This is a genomic window from Lentimicrobium sp. S6 (assembly GCF_013166635.1).
Classification (GTDB): domain Bacteria; phylum Bacteroidota; class Bacteroidia; order Bacteroidales; family UBA12170; genus UBA12170.
In genome coordinates this window covers 24,168-50,343 of record NZ_JABKBZ010000020.1, presented here as the reverse complement: position 1 = coordinate 50,343, position 26,176 = coordinate 24,168, and the positions used below count along the sequence as shown (strand labels likewise).

Annotated in this window: 23 protein-coding genes, 1 pseudogene and 1 riboswitch; of the genes and pseudogenes, 6 read left to right on the top strand and 18 right to left on the bottom strand. The window is 34.1% G+C overall.

Annotation, left to right across the window (positions count from 1 at the left end):
* Nucleotides 1-213: 213 nt before the first annotated feature.
* Entirely contained in the window at nt 214-576 is a 363-nt protein-coding gene (locus tag HNS40_RS08920; protein ID WP_172279841.1) for a VF530 family DNA-binding protein, read from the bottom strand.
* Nucleotides 577-1,239: 663 nt separating this feature from the next.
* On the opposite strand from HNS40_RS08920, the gene HNS40_RS08915 reads away from it, so the two are divergent.
* A complete protein-coding gene (locus tag HNS40_RS08915; protein WP_172279839.1) occupies nt 1,240-2,580 on the top strand; it encodes a PhoH family protein in 1,341 nt (446 codons plus the stop codon).
* A gap of 120 nt (nt 2,581-2,700) precedes the next feature.
* Here HNS40_RS08915 and HNS40_RS08910 read toward each other — a convergent pair whose 3' ends face one another.
* The 16 genes from HNS40_RS08910 to HNS40_RS08835 form a co-directional block, all read right to left on the bottom strand.
* On the bottom strand, nt 2,701-3,705 hold the full coding sequence (locus HNS40_RS08910) for a M28 family peptidase (RefSeq protein ID WP_172279837.1): 1,005 nt from the start codon (nt 3,703-3,705) through the stop codon (nt 2,701-2,703).
* 10 nt (nt 3,706-3,715) lie between these two features.
* The gene (locus HNS40_RS08905) at nt 3,716-4,339 is read right to left on the bottom strand and encodes a nitroreductase family protein (RefSeq protein ID WP_172279835.1); all 624 of its coding nucleotides are present in this window, start codon (nt 4,337-4,339) and stop codon (nt 3,716-3,718) included.
* 4 nt (nt 4,340-4,343) lie between these two features.
* Entirely contained in the window at nt 4,344-6,344 is a 2,001-nt protein-coding gene (locus HNS40_RS08900; RefSeq protein WP_172279833.1) for a tetratricopeptide repeat protein, read from the bottom strand.
* A gap of 205 nt (nt 6,345-6,549) precedes the next feature.
* Nucleotides 6,550-8,079, bottom strand: a complete 1,530-nt coding sequence (locus tag HNS40_RS08895; RefSeq protein WP_172279831.1) for a response regulator — start codon at nt 8,077-8,079, stop codon at nt 6,550-6,552.
* Entirely contained in the window at nt 8,079-9,146 is a 1,068-nt protein-coding gene (locus HNS40_RS08890; protein ID WP_172279829.1) for a chemotaxis response regulator protein-glutamate methylesterase, read from the bottom strand. The genes HNS40_RS08895 and HNS40_RS08890 overlap by 1 nt, the downstream gene beginning before the upstream one ends.
* A 1-nt stretch (nt 9,147) precedes the next feature.
* Complete coding sequence (locus HNS40_RS08885) at nt 9,148-9,618, bottom strand: chemotaxis protein CheD (protein WP_172279827.1); 471 nt, start codon at nt 9,616-9,618, stop codon at nt 9,148-9,150.
* On the bottom strand, nt 9,618-10,469 hold the full coding sequence (locus HNS40_RS08880; protein ID WP_172279825.1) for a sensor histidine kinase KdpD: 852 nt from the start codon (nt 10,467-10,469) through the stop codon (nt 9,618-9,620). Before HNS40_RS08880 ends, HNS40_RS08885 begins: the two co-directional genes overlap by 1 nt.
* A gap of 1 nt (nt 10,470) precedes the next feature.
* Nucleotides 10,471-11,292, bottom strand: a complete 822-nt coding sequence (locus HNS40_RS08875; protein ID WP_172279896.1) for a protein-glutamate O-methyltransferase CheR — start codon at nt 11,290-11,292, stop codon at nt 10,471-10,473.
* A gap of 42 nt (nt 11,293-11,334) precedes the next feature.
* Nucleotides 11,335-12,993 carry a methyl-accepting chemotaxis protein gene (locus HNS40_RS08870; protein ID WP_172279823.1) on the bottom strand — a complete coding sequence of 553 codons (1,659 nt, stop codon included), beginning with the start codon at nt 12,991-12,993 and terminating at the stop codon, nt 11,335-11,337.
* Nucleotides 12,994-13,020: 27 nt separating this feature from the next.
* Nucleotides 13,021-13,464 (bottom strand): chemotaxis protein CheW, encoded by a 444-nt coding sequence (locus tag HNS40_RS08865; RefSeq protein WP_172279821.1) that lies wholly within the window; start codon nt 13,462-13,464, stop codon nt 13,021-13,023.
* A 4-nt stretch (nt 13,465-13,468) separates the two neighbouring features.
* A complete protein-coding gene (locus HNS40_RS08860; RefSeq protein WP_172279819.1) occupies nt 13,469-15,643 on the bottom strand; it encodes a chemotaxis protein CheA in 2,175 nt (724 codons plus the stop codon).
* A gap of 16 nt (nt 15,644-15,659) precedes the next feature.
* On the bottom strand, nt 15,660-16,025 hold the full coding sequence (locus HNS40_RS08855; protein ID WP_172279817.1) for a response regulator: 366 nt from the start codon (nt 16,023-16,025) through the stop codon (nt 15,660-15,662).
* Between the two features lie 8 nt (nt 16,026-16,033).
* Nucleotides 16,034-16,336, bottom strand: a complete 303-nt coding sequence (locus tag HNS40_RS08850) for a hypothetical protein (protein WP_172279815.1) — start codon at nt 16,334-16,336, stop codon at nt 16,034-16,036.
* A 187-nt stretch (nt 16,337-16,523) separates the two neighbouring features.
* Nucleotides 16,524-17,792, bottom strand: a complete 1,269-nt coding sequence (locus tag HNS40_RS08845; protein ID WP_172279813.1) for a T9SS type A sorting domain-containing protein — start codon at nt 17,790-17,792, stop codon at nt 16,524-16,526.
* A 103-nt stretch (nt 17,793-17,895) separates the two neighbouring features.
* A riboswitch (cobalamin riboswitch) is annotated at nt 17,896-18,095 on the bottom strand.
* A 157-nt stretch (nt 18,096-18,252) separates the two neighbouring features.
* On the bottom strand, nt 18,253-18,804 hold the full coding sequence (locus HNS40_RS08840) for a DUF4251 domain-containing protein (protein WP_172279811.1): 552 nt from the start codon (nt 18,802-18,804) through the stop codon (nt 18,253-18,255).
* 175 nt (nt 18,805-18,979) lie between these two features.
* Nucleotides 18,980-20,467, bottom strand: coding sequence for a DUF5723 family protein (locus tag HNS40_RS08835; protein ID WP_172279809.1), 1,488 nt, complete (start codon nt 20,465-20,467; stop codon nt 18,980-18,982).
* 277 nt (nt 20,468-20,744) lie between these two features.
* Here HNS40_RS08835 and HNS40_RS08830 point away from each other — a divergent pair, with 277 nt between their 5' ends.
* From HNS40_RS08830 to HNS40_RS08810, 5 genes and pseudogenes are all read left to right on the top strand, one after another.
* Nucleotides 20,745-21,560, top strand: a complete 816-nt coding sequence (locus tag HNS40_RS08830; protein ID WP_172279807.1) for a hypothetical protein — start codon at nt 20,745-20,747, stop codon at nt 21,558-21,560.
* Between the two features lie 297 nt (nt 21,561-21,857).
* Nucleotides 21,858-22,799 (top strand): prolyl aminopeptidase, encoded by a 942-nt coding sequence (gene pip, locus HNS40_RS08825; protein ID WP_172279805.1) that lies wholly within the window; start codon nt 21,858-21,860, stop codon nt 22,797-22,799.
* A gap of 62 nt (nt 22,800-22,861) precedes the next feature.
* On the top strand, nt 22,862-23,647 hold the full coding sequence (locus HNS40_RS08820) for a prolyl oligopeptidase family serine peptidase (RefSeq protein WP_172279803.1): 786 nt from the start codon (nt 22,862-22,864) through the stop codon (nt 23,645-23,647).
* Between the two features lie 202 nt (nt 23,648-23,849).
* Entirely contained in the window at nt 23,850-24,404 is a 555-nt protein-coding gene (locus HNS40_RS08815; protein ID WP_172279801.1) for a hypothetical protein, read from the top strand.
* A gap of 161 nt (nt 24,405-24,565) precedes the next feature.
* Nucleotides 24,566-25,131, top strand: a pseudogene (locus HNS40_RS08810) (YdeI family protein).
* 123 nt (nt 25,132-25,254) lie between these two features.
* Here the strand turns inward: HNS40_RS08810 and HNS40_RS08805 are convergent.
* Nucleotides 25,255-26,160: a DUF368 domain-containing protein gene (locus tag HNS40_RS08805; protein WP_172279799.1), complete on the bottom strand. Its 906-nt coding sequence runs from the start codon at nt 26,158-26,160 to the stop codon at nt 25,255-25,257.
* Between the last annotated feature and the right edge of the window lie 16 nt (nt 26,161-26,176).

Sequence of the window (26,176 nt, the reverse complement as noted above, 5' to 3'; positions counted from 1 at the left end):
TCAAAGCAAAGATGCATATTTCTTTGGAATAATAGGGCTCATTCGTTTTTTAAATTATTTACTTTGGTGTTTCAGTTTCTACAAGTTTCATGGTTCGAAGTCGGGAGTCAGAAGCTAGTAGTAAATCTACTTCTGGCTTCCTGCCATATTGGGTAATTGTTAGAATGAATTTCATTTATAAAATAAAGCTATGATACTTTCGTACCATCGTGTTTAATCCTCTTCCAACATCTTTACATAGAATTCCTTAACTTGATCTCGAGCCCATGGCGTTCTCCTTAAAAAACCCAGGCTTGATTTCATGGTAGGATTAAATTTGAAACAGCGAATATTGACATGCTCTGCCAGGTATTCCCAGCCATAATTCTCTACTAGACTTTCTAATATCTGAGCCAGTTTTACCCCATGTAGAGGGTTGGCAAGTTGTTCTTCGGTTGCTTGCCTCCTTTTTCGTCTAGCTGGTCTTTTAGCATTCAGATCTTCATTGGTCTTTGGTTTGAGTTCTGCATATGAAAGCTCGTTCGATTGCTTCTGTGCATCAGTTGACTCCGTCTTATGATCGTTTTCTATATCCATTATTGGTGATTGTTTTAATAGATTTGTTTATAATATGATATTGCTTGAATTCCGAATTCCGGATAAATATTAAGGTATCTAGATATTCATAACTAGCCATTCTTGTATTAGAACTCTTATTTACTTGCTTATTATTACAGGCAAAATAAGCTCAATCCCATTTGTCTACTATTCAGTCTCCATATGCTTTTAATCAAAGGCTAGGAATAGTAGCAGGAAGTGCGGCACATTCCTGTCAAGATACAAGAAAGTTGAAGTGGGCTAAAAGCTTTGATTTTACTAGTGTTTCAGTTGTTTTTTTATACATTGTTGAACTAAATCCCTACGATATAACTCACTAATAATTAGTAAATATAGGATTTTCATAAATACGTTTACCAAAGATTATTCATTTTTAATTTATTAATATTCAAAAAAAGAAATCATTTACAATTGTAGAAAAAGTATTACTTTGGTAAAACAAAAAAATGAGGTTCCGTTTTCACTAATTTTATATATCTGTAATTATGATATTTGCATAATGAGTATCGATATTACTTGAACTTTTTACCGTTAATAAGTCCTAATAATTATTATATCCCCTCTATTAAATTTTTTTTAATTTTAAATGGTGCTAGTTGTTAGAGCACACTAGCGAACTAATATTCACTTAAAAATAGAACCATGGCCAAATCTAAAATCAAAAAAATATTCGTATTAGATACTTCCGTAATTCTTTATAGTCACGATGCTATTAATAGTTTTGACGATAATGATGTAGCTATTCCTATTACTGTTTTAGAGGAATTGGACAATTTTAAAAAAGGAAATGATACCAAGAATTTTCAAGCTCGAGAGTTTATTCGCATTATGGATTCTCTTTCCGATAAAGGCACTTTAACAAAATGGCAAAAAATTGGAGGAGACCAGAAAGGGAAATTTAAAGTAGTGATGGAAACCAAGTCTTCAAATGGAAATGTGGATGCCGAAAAAGTTTATGGAGTCAACAAGGCAGACCATAAAATTTTGAATGTAGCTATTTCTTTGCAGCATGAATTTCCAAAGAGGCCAGTAATCATGGTCACTAAAGATATAAACCTTAGGATAAAAGCAAAAGCTTTAAATATTTCTGCCGAAGATTTTCAAACCGGAAAGATTCTGAATGTAGATAATCTATATACCGGAAAAGCTAGAGTAGATAATGTGGATAGTGCAGTTATCGATTTAATCTATCAAAACGGATACTGCGATCGGCAAGATTTAGACTTTGAAAATATCAAGCCACATCAGTACTTTATTCTTAAGAGTAATAAGAGCTCAGTATTGGGGTATTATAATCCCACTTTAGATAGAATAGAGCGTATAGACAAACAGGCCATTCATCGTATTATGCCACGAAATGCGGAACAGGTTTTTGCGCTTCATGCCTTATTAAATCCGGAAGTAAAATTAGTGAGTTTGCAAGGAATAGCCGGAACTGGAAAAACTCTTCTTGCATTGGCAGGAGCATTGGAGCAAAGAAGAGATTTCAAACAAATCTTCCTAAGTCGTCCCATAGTTCCATTAAGTAATAAGGATATTGGTTTTCTTCCGGGCGATGCCAAAGAGAAGATTACACCATATATGGAACCCCTTTATGATAATTTGAAATTCATTAGAAATCAATATTCAGAAAGGGATAAAGAATATCAGAATATAAAAGCGGCCATGGAAAATGAGAAAATAGTCATTTCTCCTTTGGCTTATATCCGAGGTAGAAGTATTTCTAATGTATTCTTTATTGTAGATGAAGCCCAGAACTTAACTCCCCATGAGGTTAAAACGGTAATCACTAGGGCAGGAGAGGGAACAAAAATCGTTTTCACTGGTGATATCTACCAAATAGATACACCATATCTAGATAGTCAAAGTAATGGCTTATCTTATCTGATTGATAAAATCCAAGGACATCCGCTCTATTCTCATGTTCAACTGGAAAAAGGGGAACGTAGTGATTTGGCTAATTTGGCCAATGAGATGTTGTAAGCTACTATGAGTTTCTTTGTGTTTGAGATAAAATAGCTGTTCACAAAGCAAAAAGACCTAAACACACAAAAAAAACGCGAGTCCAATGACTTGCGTTTTTTAAATTTAACATGTTATCATTTATTCATAATAAACCACAGAAGTTACAGTCTCACCAACAATTCTTAGGCTACTTTTGTCAATGGCATCCATATTGTCGTTTACGGTGTGCCAGTGAGGGAAAAATGTGGATTCGCTGGATTCATGATAATGGATAATATCAATCATTGGGATTCCCATAACTTGATTTACGGGGATGTGATCATCCATGACATAACCACCTTCTTCAAAAAGAAAAATAGAATCATAGCCTAATAAGCTAGCTTGTTTCCATACTTTTTTCACGATATGTGGAGCATAATACATGCTATAATGTTCCATTTTAAAGATGATGCCTTGAGCGCCTACCATATCCAATAAGATTCCGAAATTGGCATTATAGCCTACTGGCATTGGATTATTGGCCCAATGTTGAGATCCCAAAGCCCAAGATTCATTATCCCCATCACCGGCAAATCTTGGCATTCCATAATCTTCCAAATCGAAGAAAACGATATCAACTCCCACATCGGGGGCTTGCTTAGACATTAGACGTGCCAATTCCATTAAAACGCCAACTCCACTAGCTCCATCGTTAGCACCATCTATGGCCGTGTGATAATTGGCTTCATCTGGATCGTGATCGGCATAGGGGCGACTATCCCAATGGGCTGCCAATAAAACTCTCTTGCTTTTTTCTTTATTGAACTGTGCTATGAAGTTTTTCCCATTCAACACTGTACCATTATAAGCTCTGGCTTGAAACTCTTGAACCAAAACATCAGGAGTGAAACGTTTGAGGGTTTTCTCCAAATAAAGTCCACCTGCAATATGTTCTTTTGTATTAGGTACTCGTGGACCAAAAGCCACTTGCTCCGCTACAAATTTATACGCAGAATCAGCATTAAATATAGGAATCACTACATTCTTGACCTCCTCCGTTTTTTTACTTTCCTTTTCCTGACTAGTCGATGAAGAATCACAAGAGGAGGCTAATATGACAAATGCGAATAGCGATATAAATAAGCTGGAATAATGAAATTTCATGAAAATAGTTTTAAAGAGTAAATGGAGTTTTGTTGAGTTCGTCAGTAAAAACCACTTTCTCCATTTGGTTTCTCATTCTGTTTTGTAATTCAACTTTAAAGAGTTCCTCAGGTAAAGCATCTGGCTTTCCTAAATAGCCTAGGGCAGTTATACTCAAGCTACTAAATGCTTCTCCCAAATTAAATCTTTCATCTGCTTTTTTCGCATCGAATCCCGACATTTGATGAGTTGTCAACCCTTGATGAACGGCTTCTAAGCAATAGGAGGCAACAGCTTGTCCTACATCGTATTTAGCCATGTCATTTATAGTATTATTGTGTGTGAAATTGTTTTTACAGATGTTCAAAATAAGTACAGGAGCATTTTTCGCCCAGTTTTGATTGAATTCCACCATGGTATCTACCATCTTATTGAAAGTATCATCACCTTTGAAACCAATGATGAATCTCCAAGGTTGCTCATTAAATGCTGAAGCCGACCATCTGCCTGCTTCCATCATACTCATCAGTTTTTCCATCTCTACTTCTTTTTCATCAAAAGAACGAGGGCTCCAACGGTGTTGGCTTAACTCATTCAAACTTACAACGGTTTTTACTCTCTTACTTTCTTTAATAATTTGAAATAACTTATCCATGATCTTAATTTTTTGTGCAATATCTTTTAATTAAATTATAGGAAGAACTAATTCCCAATTCACCAGCCTTACTCAAGTTAGGGCAGGCGTTTTCATTGTCCTTAAGAAGGAGCAAAGTTAATCCTTTATTATAATAGGCCTCAGCCATATCAGGTTGATGCTTAATGGCATTATTATAATCATCAATGGCTTCCATATAGTTTTGCATCTTGTTTTGTAAGTTGCCTCTATTATAATAAAGAAAACCTAAATTGGGATAGATTTGCAAAGCTTGATTATAATAATTAATGGCTTCTTTTAGCTGTGGAATATCATAAACCTCTTCCTTTTCTTCTATATCTTCTATGTCCTGTCGAGTAATATTGGGTTTCGCCTCTATATTTCGTTCATGATTTTTCATGATATTGAGATACACCACATTGGCCAAGTTTAAATAGGCAAACCCAAAAGTAGGATCCAATTTGACCGCATATTGATAGCTACGTTCTGCTTCTTCAAAATTCCCAAGTCTTTCATTTAGAATTCCTATATAGAGATAGTTAAATGGATTATTGGGATTATCTTGTAGCGTAGAATCCATTCTCGCTAGAATCTCCGCTGATTTTTTTGGACTTAATTCGTTTATTTCTTTAGTCAAACCAAATGCCAATTTGTGATCAGCTAGTTTCGATTGATTATACTCCACGATCTCTTTGATATAATATTGTTTTCTTTTGGCTTCGATATAAGTATCTTCGTCACTTGCTAACATAGAAATCACAAAATTAGATTCCAATTCCACGTATACATTCTTAAATTGTAGATAACCATCCTCTGCATTTGCATTATTAAAATCACTCTCAAAAGCAATAAGCTTGGTAAATTCTATACTGTCCTTATACATGAGGGGAATACTATCAGGAGGCATATTATTAAAACGCTCTTTTATTTCTTTGGCTGATTCCATATCTGCATAAGCACCTTTTTCATCATTCATCTCATGACGTGCTGCAGAACGATTTAAATAAGCTTGAGCAAAGTCTGGAAATAAGCCAATGGCTTTAGTGAAGTCACGTTCGGCACTTTTGTAATTCTCAGACATGTATTTCACTACACCTCGATTATACCAGCCATAAATATTACTCTTATTGATCTGCACCACCTTATTCAAATCTTTAATAGCTCCTTTATAATCCTTTTGCTCCGTTTTTAAAATAGATCGGTTATAATAAGTTAGGGCATTATTGGGATCCAATTCTAAAACTTTTTCATAATCAGCATATGTTCCTATAGTATCACCTAAGTTATATCTACCTAGGGCTCTAAAGAAATAGAGTATGGGGTCTTCATCATCTAATTTCATGGCCAGTTCTAAATCGAATATGGCGTCCTCATATTTCTCCATTTCAAACTTGAGCATTCCACGTCTTTGGTAGGCCGTTTTGTTTAAATAGTTAAGGCGAATGGCTTTATTTATTTGGTCTAAAGCTGCATCATGCTGCTCCAGTTTATATAAGGCATATGATTTATTGATATAAGCCAACTCATTTTTCTTATCCAGGATAATAGCGGTATCAAAATCATGTAGAGAATTCTCGTACATGTCGAGCTGGATTTTGGTGGTTCCTCTATTCACAAATACATCGGAGTTATTGGGTCCACGGTGAATGGCTAGGGCAAAATCTTTTAGAGCTTCATGGAATTTGTTGAGCTGTGATTTTGAAATTCCTCTGTATTGGTAATTATAACTGAAATAGGGATTAATTTCTATAGATTTAGTGAAATCAGAAATGGCACCTTCGTAATCACCCAAGCTATATTTAGCTAACCCTCTAAAAAAGTAGGGCTCAAACTTGTCAGGTTCAGCTTTAATAGCCGTAGTTAAGTTTTTTATGGATTCCGAATAATTATCGTTGAATAGGTCGGTTCGCCCCATAGCTAAAAACCGCTGGGTATTCACCTGGGCAAAGCTAGTAGCTCCTATGATTAGGAAAGAAATAAAAATAATGATTTTTCGCATATTCATTATTGAAAAAAGTTTTGATAGGCGAAATTAATTCAATTTCAGAATTATAAATAGAATTTATGTTTTTTTAGCGAAATTGTGATTATACTGTCAGCTTCCCTAAACTTCGGCCATTTGAAATTAGACTTTACAAGCCCCTTAGGGCACGTTTAGAGAAATAGAATAATTATTAAAGTAACCGAAATGAACTGATTTATACCAATCTCTATTCAAAAAACCGATTGATCTTATCCAATAAAATTTGTGGTTTAATAGGCTTAGTAATAATATCATTACAGCCGGCCTTATAAATGTTTTCCTTGTCCTCTCTACTCGCAATGGAACTCTGTGCAATAATTGGAATAATAGGATAATACTTTCTTACTTGTAAAGTAGCTTCCAATCCATCCATTTTAGGCATCACCATATCCATTAAAATGAGGTCAGGAGAATATTCTTCTAATAAATCTAAAACCTCCAAGCCATTTTTAGCATGAATGAGTTTTACATTGGTTTTCTTTAATAGCGCCACATAAAACAGATAATTCACCATAACATCTTCAGCAATTAAGATGAGTTTATTACTCCAGTCATAGCTTTGAACTTGTTGTATCTGGTTTATTTTTTCCTCATCCATAAAGTTGAGTGGAAGGATGATACTAAAAGTACTACCTAAACCCTCTGTACTTTGAACATCAATTCTACCACCAATAAGTTCACTAAGTTTATAAGAAACAGCCATTCCCAAACCTTTTCCAGACTTTTTAATTTGAATCAGTCCTCCACTATAGCTATCCATGCTAAATAGACTTTCTAGTTCCTCAGAGCTCATGCCTATGCCATCATCTGTCACAAAAACTTTGATTTCATTATTCTTTTCTAATTTGAAACCAATTTCTATACAGCCATCCTCAGCTGTATATTTAATGGCATTTTCGATAAAGTTTTTAATGATTTGCAGAAAACGAACAATGTCAGTATAAATAAAAACAGAGCCCTCTGTTTTTATTGGATTGAATATTAGTTCTTTATCAATGTGTCCATGCTTGTGCATATCATCTATGAAATGATTAGTCATTTCCTTCAGTTCTTTATTTAGGTCTACCTTACTAAAATGAACACTTAGATTTTCTGCTTCTATTTTAGAGTAATCAATTAAATCGTTGAGTAAGCCTAAAAGGTTTTGACCTCCTTGATTAATGAAACGTAGGAAGTTGTTTTTGTCTTCTTGGTTTAATTTGGGGTCCTTTAATATTTCTGAAAAACCTATGATAGAGTTCAATGGGCTTCTGAGCTCATGAGCCAAGGAGGAGATAAATTGAGAGAATTCCGTTTTTGATTTACGAGTGGCCATTGCTTGGTTTCTTAGCCTGAGATTCATCTCGTTCATCTTTAAATGGACTTCGATTCTCTTGATGAGTTCTTCTGGATGGAAAGGTTTTTTGATGAAATCGGAAGCTCCGCTATTAAATGACTCAATAGTGCTTTCCACTTTTTCAATGGCAGAAACAATAATAATAGGCACTAAGTTAGTGCTTGGATGCTTTTTTAGTTTCCCACAAATGGTGATGCCACTAATGTCTCCCAATTCAATGTCGAGGAGTATCAAGTCGAAGCTATTGGCCCAGGCTTTAGTGAGGCCGATTTTCCCATTCTTTGCTATCATCAAGGCGTATTTTTCCTTCAATGCACTTTTGTAAAATGCAATGATATTAGGGTCATCCTCAATAATTAATATTTTTTTCTTAGTGTTCACTATCTGAATTTCTTTATAAATTCTGCTATAGATACTAGGTTCATGCTATATAATTGGGCATTCCGCTTTACGGCTTCTCGTGGCATACCATAAACCACACATGATTTTTCGTCTTGTGCAATGGTTTGCGCTCCTGATTCTTTCATTTCTAAAAGACCTTGTGCCCCATCATCACCCATGCCTGTTAGTAAAACTCCCAATCCTTTATGTCCTATTTTGTTAGCCATGGAACGAAATAATACATCCACCGATGGCCTGTGCCTATTTACCGGTGGGCCATCCATTAACCTCACTTTATTTCTACCAGCCATGTGTTCTACTACCATGTGTTTATCGCCTGGAGAAATTAAAACTAAACCATTTCTGATAAAATCGCCATTCTCCGCTTCTTTTACAAATAAAGGACAAATTTCGTTAAGTCTGTTTGCAAATGCTTTAGTAAAATGTGCTGGAATATGTTGAACAATAACAATACCTGTTGTATTGGTGTCTAGTGTTTTTATAACTTCTAATATGGCTTCCGTTCCTCCTGTACTGGCTCCTATAGCCACCACTTTATCAGTAGTAGATTGGTTGATATAGAAGGATTTTTTCTTCAATATGGCATCCGCAGAAAGTTTAGGAAGCACATCGTAAGATTTTGATTTACGAGATTTTACTCTGGCAAAATGGGCTACTTTAATTTTAGTAGTTAAATAATGAATGGTTTCCTCTTTGGTATTCCCATATTGAATAGGTTTCTGAAGAATTTCTACAGCTCCATATTCTAAAGCCTTAATAGTTGCTTTAGCACCTTTACTTGTTAAGCTGGATACTATAATAACGGGAATTGGGTGTTGAGTCATGATTTTTTTTAAAAAAGTAAGTCCATCCATTCTCGGCATTTCAATATCTAATGTAATGACATCTGGAATTTGTTTTTTAATCATTTCTGCAGCTTGATATGGATCTGCTGCTTTGCCAATGACTTCAATTTTAGGGTCATGAGAGAGGTAGGATTCCAATAGATTTCTAATGCTTATAGAATCGTCTACTATCAATACTTTTATGGTTTTTGAATAGTTCATCTTAAAAGTTTTTCTTTTCGATGTATTTCTGTCTTACCTGAAAATTATCGGTACTCATTAATATTTTCCGCCCATGAAATCCCCCTACAGACTTGGCTACTATCTTTATATTTTCTTTTTCTAGAATATGTTCTGCTAATTGTATGTTTCTCTCTCCAATATTATATAAATCGTGGTTGGTTTTGATAACGCTTGCTCCACCAAAAACCTTGGCTTTTATATTTCTTTTTTTGCATCCAAAGAATAACATTTTTGTAATTAATGCTTCTATAGCTACATTCCCATATTTGGGAGATGCTAAGCCTTCTCCATTCCAAAGAGGCAGCATATAATGATTCATTCCACCTATTTTTTTCACGTCATCGTATAAGCAAACTGCTACACAAGACCCCAAAATAGTGGATAGGAGGATGGGGCTTTTCGATGCGAAAAGCTTTCCTGGATAGATGAATATTTTTGACTGATCTCCCATTAAAAAAGTTCTGAATCATCAATAAATAAATCGTCCTCTCTAATCAAAGTATCTTCGTCGTTAGCAATAGCACTGATAAATATTTTAAACACATTACCTTCGGTTTCATTGCTATAGACTTCTATTTCGCCCTCTAAAAATTCAAGATACGCTTTAGTCACACTAAGGCCTAAGCCATGCCCTTGATTTATGCTGTTGATGGTTTTGTCTAATTTAGTGAACCTATCGAAAATGAGATTCAATTCCTCTTCATCCATTTGGTCGCCTATATTGGAAATTTGTACCATTAACTTTTCTTCAACTTGTTTCATAGTTACACTAATTTTGGTTTTCTCATAACCAAATATAATGGCATTGGAAATTAAGTTTTTAATTATGATTTGAAATTTGTCTTTATCAGTGACTAGGTTGTATGCTAGATGGTTATCGATTTCAAGTTCTATGTATTGATTTTTCTTTTCCGATTTAAATCTTAAGGATTCTATTATTTCTTCTACTATCTCCGTTGGATTTATTGAGGATAATTCCATATTCATTTCGCCAGATTCTATTTTAGCAGCGGAAAAAATATTTTGCAATTGAAAATCAAGGTCAAAAGCTTCATTATAAATAAGGTTTGACATGCTATGTATCTGGCTTAATCTTTTTTCGTCGAGAAGGCTTATATTTTTTGATATACCTAATATGGATGCAAATGGATTAATGATTTCATTGGTGATATTGGAGATGAAATGACTTTTGAAAGCATCAGATTCTTTGAGCTTCTCATTGGTCTTTTCTAATTGTTTCATCAAATAATCATTTTCCTCTTTAAGTCTAGATATTTGTTCGTTATGTTGTTCTGTATCCATATTATTGCTTTTTTTTCTTAAACACAGTTGGAGATATTTTTTCTAAAGGTAGGTCCATATCATTAATAGACTCTGAATGTCCAAGGAAGAGGTATCCTCCTGGTTTTGTGTTTTTTAGTATTTTTCTGATGACTTCTTCTTGTACTTTTTTCTCGAAATATATCAAAACATTTCTACAAAAAACCACATCAAACATCTGATTTACATTATATTCTTGATCCATGAAATTCAAATAGGCAAAATCCGCTTTATGCCTAAGCTCTGGTGTTATTCTAATCTTTTGAATCTGTTTGTTTTTATGTTTGAGTAAGTACTTTTTTTTCAGATGGAAGGGGATGGTTTCCACATCTCTAGTATCGTATATGGCTTTGTTGCCTTTTTCAAGCATTCTACGGCTAATATCAGTTCCAAACAGGCGGTAATTATAACCTTTGTGATTTTGTAAATACTCATTAATGACTATGGCTAAAGTGTAGACTTCCTCACCACTACTGCAACCAGCACTCCATACTCTAAATGTGCTATATGATTTAGATTTGGTAAATTCCTCTAATACCACATCTGTAAGTACATTGAAATGGACAGCTTCTCTGAAGAAATTGGTTTTGTTGGTAGAGATCAAATCAACCATTACAGGGATTTCTTTTCGCATGCCTTCCTCTGAAAATAGATATTGAACATATTGCCCGAAGCTGGTCATTTCTAATGTAGCCAGCCGTTTATGCAAACGTCCCTGAACCATGATCCTTTTTTGATCGGGGAGTTTGATGCCAAAGTTATTTTGGATAAATTCACTAATTTTCCTGAACTCAAGCAGGCTCATTTGAGCTTTATATGCCGTTGATTTGGTTTGGTAGTTCACAGTTTAAAATGTTTCGAAGTCATCATCCATTTTATCCCCTTTAGACAGGTCTAGATCAAATCCTTCTGATTTATAGGTGTTATTTGGTGGACTATAAGTTTGACGACTGGGTTCAATAAATTTGGTTGGACGTTGCTGATTATATTGCTCAGAAGGAATATCAACTGCATCTCCTAATTTAAAGAAAGAAATAGTTTTCTTAAGTTGTTCGGCTTGAGCACTTAGTTGTTCTGAAACAGTTGCCATTTCTTCACTTGAGGCTGCATTTTGTTGCGTCACTTGGTTTAGCATTTGAATGGCATCATTGATTTGTTCCACACCTGCATTTTGTTCTACACTGGCATTACTAATCTCTTCTACAAGTTTTGAAGTTTCCTCAATGCTTGGAACAAATTTGGAAAGCATGGTTTTCGATTTTAAGGCAATATCTACACCCGATTTACTAAGCTCGTCTATTTCTGCTGCAGCAATTTTACTTCTTTCGGCTAGTTTACCCACTTCGGCAGCAACTACTCCAAATCCTTTTCCATGTTCACCTGCCCGTGCGGCTTCCACAGCTGCATTTAATGCTAAAATATTAGTTTGGAAGGCAATTTCACCGATGATGCTGATCTTCTCAGCAATAGTTTGCATGCTATCTACAGTGATATTGATATTTTGGCTCCCCTCCTCAATTTCTACTGCTGCTTTAGATGATATTTTTTGAGTTTTTTGTGCATTGTCAGTATTCTGTTGAATATTACTAGAAATTTCTTCCATGCTAGCGGCCATTTCTTCTACTGATGCGGCTTGTTCTGTGGCGCCTTGACTTACTTGTTGACTGTTGCTACTCATCTCGTGACTTGTGATGGCGATATTGGCACTGGCTGTTTGAGCAGTGACCAAAACATCTTTTAGTCTTTCAGATAAATGACGTAGATTATTTATCAACCTTCCAAAGTCATAATCGCCTTGCTCTTCAATGACCACACTTAAATCACCTTTGGATAATTTATCGATGGTATCGTTTGCTGTTTTTAAAGAATTATTGATTCCTTTTAATATGTAGATAGCCATTAGCATACTTACTACCACACCTATGGATAGGATAATGATAAAGGTAATGACAGCTGTCCTGAAATTCTCGAGACTCTTCTCGTAAATCACACCTGCTTTTTCAATTTGAAACTTACTGAGTTCTTGAATTTTTCTGCTAATAGGTGTGATGACCAAATTCAAGCTACTGGTATTGTAATTTTTCAGGGCATCAGAATTTCTAGAAATCAAGACTTGTCTGAGGTTTTCGAGATTTGCCTGAGCACTAATAAATTGAAGCTCTAGTTCTGAAACCATCATATTTTCTCTTTCTTGCTTAGGGAGCTTCTTAAATTCTGCCCATTGAAGATTTGCATTTTCTAAGGCTAATTCAATTTTTTCTTTTCCTGACAACCAGCTCAGTTCGCCAGCATATATTTTATCCACTGTTTTGGGTACTTCAATAGCATACACATCTGAAATGTTTTTCAGATACTGAAATGGGATCAAAGCGTTTTTATAGGTTTGTTCGAGTTTGACATTAGTTTGTTGGATTTTGTTAATGCCAAAAATTCCAACAAATGTTCCCATAATTCCCATGGTAATGATAAGGATGATCAACTTGGTTGAAACGTTTAGATTTTTCATATGATGTAGTTTTCTATTTTTTTAATATTAATATTCTGAAGTAAAGACATTTTTTATATTGAGTACCATAATGAATTCATCATTTATATTGATGACATTTTCAATATATTCTGATTTAAATTTTGTTCCTAAATCAGGAGGAGGCAATAACTCATTTTCAGTTATTTCAATCACTTTGTCAACGGAATCTACTAAGGCTCCTATCTCCAGTCTATCCGATTCATATTCCATTTCTAAGACTACAATACATGAGTTTTTGGTGATTTCTTGACTTTCAATTTCAAATTTCATGTGAGGATCAATTACAGTAAGTACCTTTCCACGTAAATTGATAGCACCTTTAATATGAGCAGGGGAATTGGGTAGTTCAGTAATTTGAGGAACGCCAAGTATATGGAGTACATTTGCAATATTTGCAGCAAACTTCTCTTTTCCCAGTTGAAAGGTTAGATATGACGAAAGCTTTTTCATAAAATTATCTTGAGTATTTATCTATTATCTTGTTTGTATCTAAAACCAAAGCCACACTTCCATCACCCATAATACTGGCACCAGAAATTATTTCTTGGTCTTTAAAGTGTTTGCCAATGGATTTTACCACCACTTGTGATTCTCGTATCACTCTATCAATGATAATTCCAACTTGCCTACTCCCATAGTTCACTACTACAACTTCTACTAAATCGGGTGCTTTGGTTTGTATATTAAACTCTTCCCTTAAGTTTAAGAAAGGTAGTTGTTCCCCATCAATTATGATGGTATTATTAAATGCACTGGAAACATTTTGGTGTCTCATTGGTGATACTTTCTTAATCACCAAGATTGGAATGATATATTCTATTTTATCTATTCTTACCAATAGCCCATCGATGATAGAAAGCGTGAGTGGAAGTTTTAATGAAAATGTTGTTCCTTGTCCTAGCACTGAATTGATTTCAATTTCACCCTGTATTTTATTGATATTTTTCTTCACCACATCCATGCCTACTCCTCGCCCAGAAATATCGGTGACATTGTCTGCGGTGGAGAACCCAGGTAAAAGAATGAGTTCGTTAATTTGTTTTGTGCTGAGGTTTTGCTTCTCATTTATTAGTCCTTGTGATAGAGCCTTAGCTTTTACTTTCTCGGTGTTTATTCCTTGCCCATCATCTATAATATCAATATAAACACTGGTGCCCGAATAATATGCTTTGAATTTGAGGGTGCCTTTTGCCGTTTTACCAGATTTCAACCTGTCTTCGGTACTTTCTATGCCATGATCTATTGCATTTCTAAAAATATGCATCAATGGATCCGCTAGGCTCTCGATAATAGTTTTGTCTAATTCCGTATCGGTTCCTTCGGCAATAAATTCAATCTCTTTATTTAGTTCTTTGGATAAATCACGAATGAGGCGTTGAAATCTGGTGACTAAACTAGAAATAGGAATTAGGCTGATCTCAAAGGCATTATCACGAAGTTGACGAGTAAGTTTCTCTAAGGTTTCGGCCACTTCTATAATCTCTGGATTTTGTGCTTCTTTTGACAAAAGGCTCAAGCGTGCTTGAATGGTTACCATTTCACTCACCAAATTGATTAATGTTTCTACTTTATCACTGCTTACTCGGATACTAGAACTACCTTTGCTTTTTGTTGAAGTTTCAGTGGTTGTGGTTAGATTAACAACGGTTTCAGCTGTTTTAGGCTCCTCTATTTTTACTTGTTCATTTTTTTGGTCTATGTCTTTGGCTAGGTTAGTAATTTCTTCTTTTTTGTCCTCCTCAAGTTTTAATTCTAATGATTCTTCTATAATGGGAGCTATGTGTTTAGCATTGGAGGCTGTGTTATTTGCTTGAGAAATTTCTAGTTGTGAAGCAAATTCTTGTAATTCTAATATGGCACTTCCTTCGCTACTTCCTATGTATTTGGGTAGTTGTTCGACAAACTCAAGGTGTCTTAATAAATTGATATCACTAATTTTTTGTATTTCTATTTTGCTTTCATCCTCAACAAAAATAAAAACATCTAAAATATCGCTCAGCTCATCTTTTGTATTCAAGATAATTTCCCAACTTACATAGCAGTTTTTCACCAATAAATTTCTGTAATTGGGAATATTCTCAATGTGGGTAAATACCTTTCCGTTCCCTAAAGAAATCAGTTCATCAATAAGGTATAAAGGGTTTGTTCCGTTTTGCATAATACCTTCGTTAGGTTCAAAACAGATATAATATGTTGGAGTCTGATCGATTTCAATTTTTTCTAAAGCCTTAATTGGCGCTTCTTGAGCAGGATGATTATTACAAATAATCTCGAATTCAGTGATAAGTCGGTCATATTCTAATTTTACACTTGCGGTAGGTGCTTCAGTCGTTTCTAAAAGCTTTTTAATAAGATCGATAGATTCGAAGGTAAGGTTGAGAATTTCTTTAGAAAGCTTGATTTTGTGGGAACGAATTTGCTCATATATACTTTCTAGATGATGGGTAAAAGAAGATACAGATGAAAAGCCAAACATAGCACCACTACCTTTTAAGGTATGCATGACCCTAAAAACAGAGGCTATAGCTTCTTGGTCATCAGGTTGCTTTTCTAAATTGAAAAGAGAATCCTCAATGTTGACTATGAGTTCATTAGCTTCATCTAGAAATCCTTGTATGAGTTCGTCCATTTCCATAGGTTTCTAATTATCTGATTACTTTTCTAATAGTAGTAATTAATTTGTCTCCATTAAATGGTTTCACTATCCACCCCGTTGCTCCAAGATCCTTGGCTTCTTTTTTAATACTTACTTGAGTTTCAGTGGTTAAAAAGAGGATGGGTACATACTTGTATTCCTCAAGTTTTCTTACCTCTGCTATTAATTCCATTCCGCTCATGATGGGCATATGAAGGTCAGTGAGTAAAAGGTGCACTGTTTGTCCATTAAATAGTTCTAATGCTTCCTTGCCATTGGTAGCAGAAATCACGTGAAATCCAGCGTTATTTAGAGTAAACTCCACTAAATTCCTGATACTGTTTGAATCATCAACGATTATTATGGTCTTCTTCATCTCTTATTTTATGATATTAATATTTCGTAAAATCCAGATACTTTGATGAGATCTAGTATTTCATCATTAATATTTAATGTGATTTTATTTTCTGGATGATGGTTTTTTAAGGCAATAATAAACTGAATAAAGCTTAAATCAAGCATTTCCACATCTTTAATGATCAGTTGAAGGGGCTTGTTTACACGGGTATATTCGTCTGTTTCATCTTTAATATATTGAATATGACCGAAGGATAGCTCACCACTAAAGGTAAGTTGATTCATTTGGTTATTCTCATCTTTTTGGTATTCTAGCTTATAATTGTTCATTTCGAGTTCTAAATTTCTATAAAATCTCTTAGGTAAATATATGAAAAATAATTAGAATGTCCAATAATTGTAAAATTATTCTTAAAAAAAAGGCTTCCACAAAATGATTGTGGAAGCCTATTAATCGTGTATTTTCTTTTCTTATGAAATCATGCTAAATAAAGCCTTGATTTTTTATTCGATTCTCTTATTTTTTCAAAAACCTAGCTGCATGAATGCCACTTTGTGATTGAGTTTTTATAAAATAAATTCCTGCTTTAAGCTCGTTAACTTCAATAAAAGAAGATTGAGGATTATGTATTCTTTTGATCAATTGACCTGTTTGGTTATAAATCTCTATCCAATTCAATTGTTGATATGCTCCGATATGAATGAAGTTTTGACAAGGGTTAGGATAAATGTTTAAGCTATTGTTTTTTAGAGTGGAAAGCCCTGTGTTGTTGGCATAATGAATTGCCATTGCTTCAGCTGAAACAGAGGCTTCAAAGTTTCCTAAAACAGTCCCATCAATATCATAAACCCTTCCCTCACCTAGGGAAAAATAGTCGGTAATAGTCACATAAAAACGTTCATTGATTTCATCAAAAACAGCAGCAGCAATATTGATGTAACTGGCTGAACCTGGGTCTGCAATAATTTGATTATTAACAACCGTTGATGTTGATAAATCATATGAACCAATACCATAATCTAAACCCAAATAGAGGAGGTCTCCGACTTTTCTAACACCTTTACCAACCACATGATTAAGTGATTGAGTGTTCCAAGTAGTTGTAGCAATGTTATAGGTAGAAATAGAACCTGTTGTGGCACCATAAGGTGATTTATTAACGCTATAAATAACGTTTTCTCCTTCAAATAAATCAATAATTCCTACGGCATCAGTACCTAAGTTTATTTCTCTTACAAAGCTTAAATCACTATTTGTTACTGCCAATTTCCCTTCAGTAGCTGCCCAGTCACCAGAAACTGCAACGTATAAGGAATCTTCATACATCAGCATTCCTGCAGCATCAGTACTAATTCCTTCAGCTTCATATACTAGGTTCAAATTCATGTCGAAGGCTTTTAAATATTTACCATCAGCAGGAACACCTGTTGCATCACTTCTTAAACTCACATAAATCATATCATTGGCATAATATAATCTACTTAAATAACCATGATAGATAGCTATTTCTTTAGTATTGGTAATCAGGTTAAACTTTGCCAAGCTGTCTTCCGCAGCCACATAGGCATAATCACCAACCACTATTAAATCTTGCATGGATTCTTTTACCACTTCACCAATAAGGGTGGAGGTATAGGTTTCTGGGTTTATACCAGTGACCATCACATGGTCGGCGTCATTATTATAAATTCCGCCATTGCCCACCACGATTTGGTTGACAGATTGCCCTATTCCTAATATTACAAATGCTTGTAATAATAGAGCCAAAAAGTAATTTTTTTTCATTTTAAATTGTTTTAAGGATAAATAAAATTTATTCCTCAAAACTCACAGGAACGATTGAAGAAAAATGGAAGGTCCATCGATCTACAGCTTTTATCCCGAAAGCTTTGAAATTCGTGTTTTGGGCAGGTCTTCTGGCTTGTCTTTATTTTGAGTGGCCTTCTCATATCTATAAAAGATACAATGGCATTAAGAGTCTCAAATGTTATAGACTTACAGCTGCGGGAACAGCTCCTGAATTAAACAGGATTCCCTTTTCACCCTCCTCAGAAATCTTTGGAGAGAACCGTCAACATGGCTGCGAAATTATATAAATATTTGGAAGGATATTGTTAAAATTAAAATTTTATTTAGGTAAGGATAACGAAAATGATAGTTATTCATTAATAGATAATAGTTTATATAAACCTATCACTTATTTGCAACAATTATTTGCTGCTAGCTCTCACTGTTAACGATTCATTTAGTAAAGTTCCATGCCTTTAAAAGTGCGAGTTTTATCTACAGAAACAATATCACCAGAGAATTGAATTCTATTCCCTCTCATATCTACTATGGTGGCTTCTCCGTTTCCATTGCTGCTGATCCAAATGGTGAGGTCTTGCATTCCTGTGGAGCCTTGTATGCTCATTCTGATGAAGATGGGTTTGTTTTTCTTTTCATCCTCTATTTCATATTTAGTGATTCTTCCACTTATGGTCATACCACCTACACCATTCCAACCCACTAACTGATCAAAACCTAATTGGATAGTAGCTTTCCCATTATTCACATATACAAAATTGATAGTGGAGTTTAATTGAAAAACCTCCCCAATCTTATTTGTTACTCTTTGAGCTTCCAATACAAAAGTTGTATCCAGAACCCATTGTTCCTGAACCAACCTATGTTCATCTTGTTCAGCTTTTTCTTGAGCTTTTTTCTCAGCTCTAATTTCTTTTTTTGATTTGGTTTCTTGAGCATTTACTTGAAAACAAAAAGCCAAAATAATGAGTATTGATATGAATTTTTTCATGATAGATTATTTAGTTTATAAAAGTAGGGAATTTTAGTTTACAGTCTGAAGTTAATAACTAGTAGCTAATAGTTCTACAACTATTAACTTTTAGTTGTTCACTGTTGACTTATTCCATTTCAAAGACACAATAAAAAATAACCCTTAAGTTTCAAATTCAGAGCTCTCAATAATTTTATTTCGACCAAGGGAACTTATTAAATGCGTCACCACAAGGATTAATTTTATTTCTTTTCTCGCAGCTTCCTTTGCCTATGTTTACTTTAATAGAAAAGTATAAATCCATTCCATTGAAATCGTGCCAACCCATTAAGGAGGTGAAATAATCACTACCAATGGTGAAATAGTACAAGCGAACTGCCAAGCCAACTCTCGGATATTTCCATTGATAAAGACTTAGGGGTAAGCTTACTTCTATATTAGGCTTCTCATAGCGCGGAGTCAATGAAATTATGGTTGGTTTTCGCATATAATTACCATTAAAAGGAAAATTATATACAAAGCTAGCATTGGCATATATTCCATTTTCGAAATTATAATCTGCATTGATGTTTAAAGAGGAGGGGAGCCACATTTTAAATTTGGTATCTTTTAAGGTGGCATTCGGATCTCCATAAAAACGATAGCTGATGTCTTGAATAAATGCATTCCAATTTTCGTATTTGGAAGTATCTATGTTTTCCCAGGTATAGTCTGTATTTGCATATTCGTGAAGCTGGGCATTATTTTTAAAACTAATATATCCAATATCCATTAAACTCACCCCGATTCTGTATTTATAATCGTAATGTCTTTGCCCACAGGTTCTTGTCGTTTGCGTTTTGCCTTGCCTGTCTAGTAACGCCTGATATTCTACACCTAAATCAAAAGCCCAGCCTTTCCCGTTTATTAGAGCCCCTGATGGAAATTCATCCGTATCATAATCAGAGGGGAAGGCAAAACCCAGATTCGCATCTAGAGAATAAATATCGAGAGTAGTATCATTTACCACATTATATTCTGAGCTTGCGGCATGAAAATAGGTTCCACCCACACCAAATAATCTTTTTATACTAATCCCAAAATTCCAATTGTTAAATAAAAGTTGATTGAGTTGATACGCATAACTAATACCAACTTCTCCATATCCAATATAGCTGGTATTAAAACTCTTAATATTATAAGCTTCATCATGTTGAGGCCCGTAACCAAAACCATAGTAAATGGTTTTTCCGAGTTCTTTAGTAATATTTCTGATATGCATAAAGCTTTTAGCCGCTGTAAATATACCAAAGGCATGCTGGTTTTTGACATACATGGCTGAAGGGCCTTGTATTTTAATATCGAAATCGAGTCTTGTTTTCGCCGTTTTATCGTAGATGTAAAATGGCCTTTCACCATTACTATATCCTGTGGGATGCATTGGTATATCTAAGTTGCCGGAAATGAGGTCAAAGAATTTGAATTCCTCTTTGGACAAATATAGATAATCATTGGAAAGAAAAATATCGGCAGTAATCAAATGTATCGAAAGCCAATCTTTTTGATGATGCATGCCTGCTGGGTTATAAAATAGCACATCGGTACCAGCATGATTAGAATGAACCAAGCCTGCCATTTCTTGTGTGGAAGCTTGGTTTATGAAAACCCAACTGATTAATATGATGATAAGTCCTTTTCGCATTAAAATCTTTCCAATAATTGTACTTCATTTAAAACCGAAATAATTGAAAATTAGTATTCTAAATATTAATAAAGCAATTAAAGTTAGTGATTTTTTTGGTTTGTGAGAGCATGAAGTGGAATTATTTGGTAAGATTTAACATGTATATTTATTAGTATATATTTTGAGTAACTGAACTGAATAGTTAATTTTGCTGGATAGAGTTAAATTTGAAATACACTTTTGTATTCGAATTTAGCAAACATTTAAAACCAACAAGCATAAGCCATTATCATTAATGAAGAATATAAATACAATCATTTTATTGCTCATATCTATTATTTCTTTTGCCCAAAGTGTTAAAAAAGAAAGTTCAATTAAAACAACAAATGAAGAATATGAGTTTCTTACAAAAAAGTATAATGAAGAAAATAACTTTGGAATGTTAGATGGTTATAAGATATATCCAAACAAAATAGCAAATAATGATGAGTACTCTTGCGAATTCCAATTGTTTAAAAAAGTTAATACTCAGAAAGTAAAAGCAGTCTTAATAATAATTAAAGGGAAAGATAATAAAAGACATAAGGTTCAGTACCTATGTATGCCAATAAATAATGAGGAACTTATGAATGAATTTGCTGAAGATGTACAAAATTTAAGATACTCAAAATCAAGTATCCTTTTTAATACTTCAATCCGTCTTCTTCGCAGTAAGATACCAAATGTTTTTAGTTTTACATCAAGTGTAATAAAGACAAATGAAACTGAATATGCTTTTCTCACTGAAGAATATTCAGTAGTAAAAAAAAATAAGGTTTTAGATGGTTATGAGTTATTACCTTTCATGAAAACTACATTTGAGCAGGTATATCAATATGATTATAGGTTGCTAGTTGATGTTAAAAGTCAAGAGGTAAAAGCTATTCTAACTATTTGTGAAAAACTAAAAAAAGACGAAAACAAGCTCAAATATTTATGTTTACCCTTTAATAATGATGAATTATATTTAGATTATTTTACCAGTTCTATTAAAACAGGAATAAACTTAGGCTTTTATTATCAAGTTTCTGTGACCGTGGCCGCAGCTAAGCTTTTAATAGATGATTTGTAGTCTGACTTATTATAATTAGATTGATTGTTATACTTTCTTTCTGGTTTCTGAAAATAAATAAAATTCAAATAAAGAATAGGATTATGAATTAGTACTGATATTAGAGAATACGTAAAGGTATTTTATTACCTTTTTATCACATAAAATATTTTATTAAATTTACAAAAGTTCCATGTTGTATCTGAATTGATGATGTGGATACTTCTGGTACTAAGAGTTAATAGACTCTTACAAGAAATATAATACTTTTGGTGGATATAATCACTCAAATAAAATCAAATATTATAATCTTAAACTATGACAACACAAAAAAATGATCAAGCATACAAACAAGGCTATCTAGAAATTTCTAATAATCACTCCTTGTATTTTGAGTTATATGGAAATCCCAAAGGAATTCCTGTGCTTTTTTTGCACGGTGGACCTGGAGCTGGTTTTTCAGATAAAGACAAGAAATTCTTTAATAAAAAAAGGTATAATGTTATTTTTTTCGATCAGAGAGGAACGTCTAGAAGTAAACCATTTGGCTCCGTTGAGAACAATACTACACAAGACCTCATTGGAGATATAAATACAATACTGGATGATTTGGGTTTTGATAAGGTCTATGTTTTTGGTGGTTCTTGGGGAAGTACACTGGCATTGGTTTATGCCATCCATTCTCCCGAACGAGTATTGGGTTTGGTGTTGAGAGGAATATGGCTAGCCAATAAATATGCATTGGATCATTATATAAATGGGGGAATAAAGGAATTCTTTCCAGATGTTTGGGACCGGTTTGCCAAATTAGTACCCGAAGGAGAAAATCCGGTGAATTACTATTTGGAACAAATGCTATCGAACAATAAAGAGAGGAGTGATAAATATGCTTACGAATGGGCTTATTATGAGATGTCTTTTTATACCATCAATAAAATAGCAGATCCTAAGGATTCCTTAAATACCTTATCATTTAAATCTATGGCCATACTCGAGGCTTATTATATTAAAAATAACTGCTTCATTCCTGAAGATTATATCATGGATAATATTGATAAAATTGCCCATATTAAAACTTCCATAGTACAAGGACGATACGATTTTATTTGTCCACCAACACAAGCATTTCGATTGCATTCCAAATTAAATAATTCAAAATTGAATATAACTAATGCAGGGCATTCTTCTTCTGATATAGAAACTAAAAAAAACCTTATCAGTGAATTGAAAAGAATTACTACAACTACTAAAAAAGCTTAATATTAAAGCTATTTACATGAGGTGAGTTTTAATAAAATTGAACATTTTCAAAACCAGAAAGCATGAAAACGTCTTCCTTAATAATATGGGTATTTATCGTAGCACAAATTCTTTTATTTAACTCTTTTACTGGCTACGCTCAGCCTTCACTTTTTAGTTTAGAGAAGTTTGTTAGTGGACAAGATACACTGAATTATAGATTTCTATTTCCAGATTATAATACCATGCGCGAGCTTCCTTTGGTGGTTTTTCTTCATGGATCTGGTGAGCGGGGAAACGATAACGAGGCACAATTAAAATGGGGAGTGAAGAATTTTGCCACTAGTGAACAAATGAAAATGCATAGTTCATTTGTGGTGGCTCCTCAATGTCCTTCAGGTGAAAGCTGGGCCAACTTTCTTTTTGATGAAACAAGTGGCAGCATCCAAATGCAAGATATCCCAACCAAGCCTATGGAATTACTTGTTCAACTCATCGAACAACTTATAAAAGACTATTCCGTAGACACAAGACGCATCTATATTACAGGATTATCAATGGGAGGTTTAGGTACTTTTGATGCCATGGCTCGATACCCTGATTTATTTGCTGCAGCAGTTCCCGTTTGTGGCGGAGGAGACCCGACCACCGCTCCTCTAATTAAAGATATTCCAATCTGGATTTTTCATGGAGCTGAGGATACTTCGGTTGATCCTCAGTATTCTGTGGATATGCTGCAGGCCTTGATAGATGTTGGTGCGCATCCCGGACTTACTTATTATCCTGAAGTAGGGCATTTCTCATGGATTGCGGCTTATAGCGATCCTTTAATGATAGAGTGGTTGTTTCGACAGAAGAAAAAGCAGTAAGGCATCATAATACTGTGTTCTCCATGCATTTTTGTTTTTGTTTAATTCATTTTGAAAGAATAAAACTAGGGAATAATGAATTGTAATAATGGTTGGTATTTTGTACAGCTGAAGAAGATTTTACTCCGCTAATGCCAACTGGATATATTAATACGCCCGCAAAAAGAATTTGAATTTTGTGGGCAATTAAAAAGAAAAAGTATTGATACATAAATTAAGTTTAGAACTATCTAGTGAGCATCCGTCATATTTATGGGCGAAAACACAATCGGATTCTGTAAATGCTTTAGGACATATTGGTACACATATTGATTGTTATACAGCCTCACCCAGTGAATCTGTATATGAATTAGAAGTGGAATTAATTAAGTGTTTTAAGCATATGCCTGAAATAAATGAATTGGAAAAAATGGATATGGAAGGTAAAGCTTTTATTCTCTATACAAATGTCTTGAATAAATTTGGATATGGCACAAAAGAATACGGTGAAGTAAATACCTTTCTATCAGAAAAGGTTCTTGATTTTATTTTGTCTTTAAAGCCAAGATTTATTTTAATAGATGCTTGTGGCATTGGAAATCATGGCAATGAGCATATAAAATTCGATAAGAAATGTGAGGCTAATGGCTGCTTTGTTGTTGAAAATATTTTTATGAACCAGTCTATTGCAGAATTAATAACCAAGATCAAAATTAAGATCGATATTAAAAATACTTCGACAGGAAAACCATGTCAAGTGTATGCTATGACAAAATAAAAAAAATGCATAGTAGTAGGTTTTGGTACGCGTCGTGTTTTGGATAAGCTAGATACGAAAGAGAATTAATGAATGACAAAATAAAAGGCCTTATATTTGGTCAGAATTTCGGATTTTCGTTGGTTTTTAGATGAAAACAGCCCTTGGCAGCAATTAAATAAATGAACGATATATCAACAAAATACTTTATTGACAGAAAAGAATGGAGAAATTGGCTCAAAACAAATTTTGAGGTCGAAGATGATATTTGGTTGGAATATCCATTAAAGAAGACAGGCAAGATACGAATTTTGTATAATGATGCGGTTGAAGAAGTGCTTTGCTTTGGATGGATTGACAGCACGGTTAAATCACTAAATGATGAGACTACTATTCAAAGATTTTGTAAAAGACGAAAGTATTCGTCTTTCTCACAACCAAATGTTGAACGTTTAAAATGGCTTTTTGAAAACCATTTGATTCACGACTCCGTTAGGAATAAGGTTTTAGAAATAATTCAACAGGAATTCGTATTTCCGGAAGACATCATAAAAAAGTTAAAAGTAGATAAGATGGTTTGGAAGAATTATCAGATTCTTTCAGAACCATATAAGCGAATCAGAATTGCATAAATTGACAGTGTCAGAAAAGGCCTGATGAATTTGATAAACGATTGAATAACTTCATTGAAAAGACAAAAGAGAATAAGCTAATTAAAGGATTTGGTGGAATTGACAAATACTATTGATAATAAAAACGGCTAAATCTTAAGGTTAAGTTGTTTTTATCCCAAGCATTTTGGGATAGTGTGGATTCTCGAATAAAAAATCAGGGCAGACGGTATTGAAATACATCTTGATAAGAAATACTTCTACTCACTCTTTCCACTCTTAGAAGCCTGAACTTCCATCAACCAAATCACTACAAAACCAGCTATTATCAGCCCTAATGCTACGAAAAATTCCATATTCAAAGCTGGAAGGTGATAATCGTAACCCACCACTTTTTCTTTGCCACTGAAGTTTTTGATGATTTCTTCTTTCCAAGGCCAAATGATACCTAAAGAACCTAAAATAAATCCAGTTAAGGTACTGATGGTTTGGTCGCGAAACTTCTTAAAAACCCAAGAAAGGATATAGGAGAATCCCAATAAACCACCCATAGCACCTAATACCACTGGTAATAAAATATCGAGTCTCATATCGTTGATGGCATCAATCATCACCAGTTGATAATTACCCATTAGTATCAGAACGAAAGAGCCAGATAATCCGGGAAGTATCATACTACAAACAGCCACCACACCACAAAGCATCAAATATATAAAGCCATCATTTTCTGAAGCAGGAGTGAGGAGGGTAATACTCATGGCAGCAATAGCTCCAATGATGAAAGAGATAATTACACTGATTTTCCATTTTTCCACAGTCTTGCCCACAAAAATAACCGAGGCAATAATTAATCCAAAAAAGAAAGACCAAATATAAACGGGGTAATTCTCGAATAGAAAAGCGAAAAGCCTAGCTACAGATATAATTGATGCGGCCACACCCGAGAAAAGAGCAATTAAAAAGTAAAGGTCAGTATGTTCGATAAAGGCTTTTATCTTTCCTGAAAACAATAACTTTATGGCATTCAGGTTAAAGGATTTAATAGCATTGATTAATCGCTCAAATATTCCTGTGATTAATGCGATGGTTCCTCCCGAAACTCCAGGGATTACATTGGCAGCTCCCATTGCCATTCCTTTAAAAAACAGACTGATAAACTCTTTCATATAATGTAATTTCTAA

What these genes read in the sequence shown, in the direction of transcription:
- HNS40_RS08880 (WP_172279825.1), bottom strand. Translation starts at nt 10,469, where the DNA reads ATGGATACAGAACAACATAACGAACAAATATCTAGACTTAAAGAGGAA.
- HNS40_RS08865 (WP_172279821.1), bottom strand. Translation starts at nt 13,464, where the DNA reads ATGAAAAAGCTTTCGTCATATCTAACCTTTCAACTGGGAAAAGAGAAG.
- HNS40_RS08900 (WP_172279833.1), bottom strand. Translation starts at nt 6,344, where the DNA reads ATGAATATGCGAAAAATCATTATTTTTATTTCTTTCCTAATCATAGGA.
- HNS40_RS08805 (WP_172279799.1), bottom strand. Translation starts at nt 26,160, where the DNA reads ATGAAAGAGTTTATCAGTCTGTTTTTTAAAGGAATGGCAATGGGAGCT.
- HNS40_RS08875 (WP_172279896.1), bottom strand. Translation starts at nt 11,292, where the DNA reads ATGAGCCTGCTTGAGTTCAGGAAAATTAGTGAATTTATCCAAAATAAC.
- HNS40_RS08870 (WP_172279823.1), bottom strand. Translation starts at nt 12,993, where the DNA reads ATGAAAAATCTAAACGTTTCAACCAAGTTGATCATCCTTATCATTACC.
- HNS40_RS08915 (WP_172279839.1), top strand. Translation starts at nt 1,240, where the DNA reads ATGGCCAAATCTAAAATCAAAAAAATATTCGTATTAGATACTTCCGTA.
- HNS40_RS08820 (WP_172279803.1), top strand. Translation starts at nt 22,862, where the DNA reads ATGAAAACGTCTTCCTTAATAATATGGGTATTTATCGTAGCACAAATT.
- HNS40_RS08905 (WP_172279835.1), bottom strand. Translation starts at nt 4,339, where the DNA reads ATGGATAAGTTATTTCAAATTATTAAAGAAAGTAAGAGAGTAAAAACC.
- HNS40_RS08840 (WP_172279811.1), bottom strand. Translation starts at nt 18,804, where the DNA reads ATGAAAAAATTCATATCAATACTCATTATTTTGGCTTTTTGTTTTCAA.
- pip (WP_172279805.1), top strand. Translation starts at nt 21,858, where the DNA reads ATGACAACACAAAAAAATGATCAAGCATACAAACAAGGCTATCTAGAA.
- HNS40_RS08830 (WP_172279807.1), top strand. Translation starts at nt 20,745, where the DNA reads ATGAAGAATATAAATACAATCATTTTATTGCTCATATCTATTATTTCT.
- HNS40_RS08890 (WP_172279829.1), bottom strand. Translation starts at nt 9,146, where the DNA reads ATGAACTATTCAAAAACCATAAAAGTATTGATAGTAGACGATTCTATA.
- HNS40_RS08845 (WP_172279813.1), bottom strand. Translation starts at nt 17,792, where the DNA reads ATGAAAAAAAATTACTTTTTGGCTCTATTATTACAAGCATTTGTAATA.
- HNS40_RS08860 (WP_172279819.1), bottom strand. Translation starts at nt 15,643, where the DNA reads ATGGACGAACTCATACAAGGATTTCTAGATGAAGCTAATGAACTCATA.
- HNS40_RS08850 (WP_172279815.1), bottom strand. Translation starts at nt 16,336, where the DNA reads ATGAACAATTATAAGCTAGAATACCAAAAAGATGAGAATAACCAAATG.
- HNS40_RS08910 (WP_172279837.1), bottom strand. Translation starts at nt 3,705, where the DNA reads ATGAAATTTCATTATTCCAGCTTATTTATATCGCTATTCGCATTTGTC.
- HNS40_RS08855 (WP_172279817.1), bottom strand. Translation starts at nt 16,025, where the DNA reads ATGAAGAAGACCATAATAATCGTTGATGATTCAAACAGTATCAGGAAT.
- HNS40_RS08885 (WP_172279827.1), bottom strand. Translation starts at nt 9,618, where the DNA reads ATGGGAGATCAGTCAAAAATATTCATCTATCCAGGAAAGCTTTTCGCA.
- HNS40_RS08920 (WP_172279841.1), bottom strand. Translation starts at nt 576, where the DNA reads ATGGATATAGAAAACGATCATAAGACGGAGTCAACTGATGCACAGAAG.
- HNS40_RS08835 (WP_172279809.1), bottom strand. Translation starts at nt 20,467, where the DNA reads ATGCGAAAAGGACTTATCATCATATTAATCAGTTGGGTTTTCATAAAC.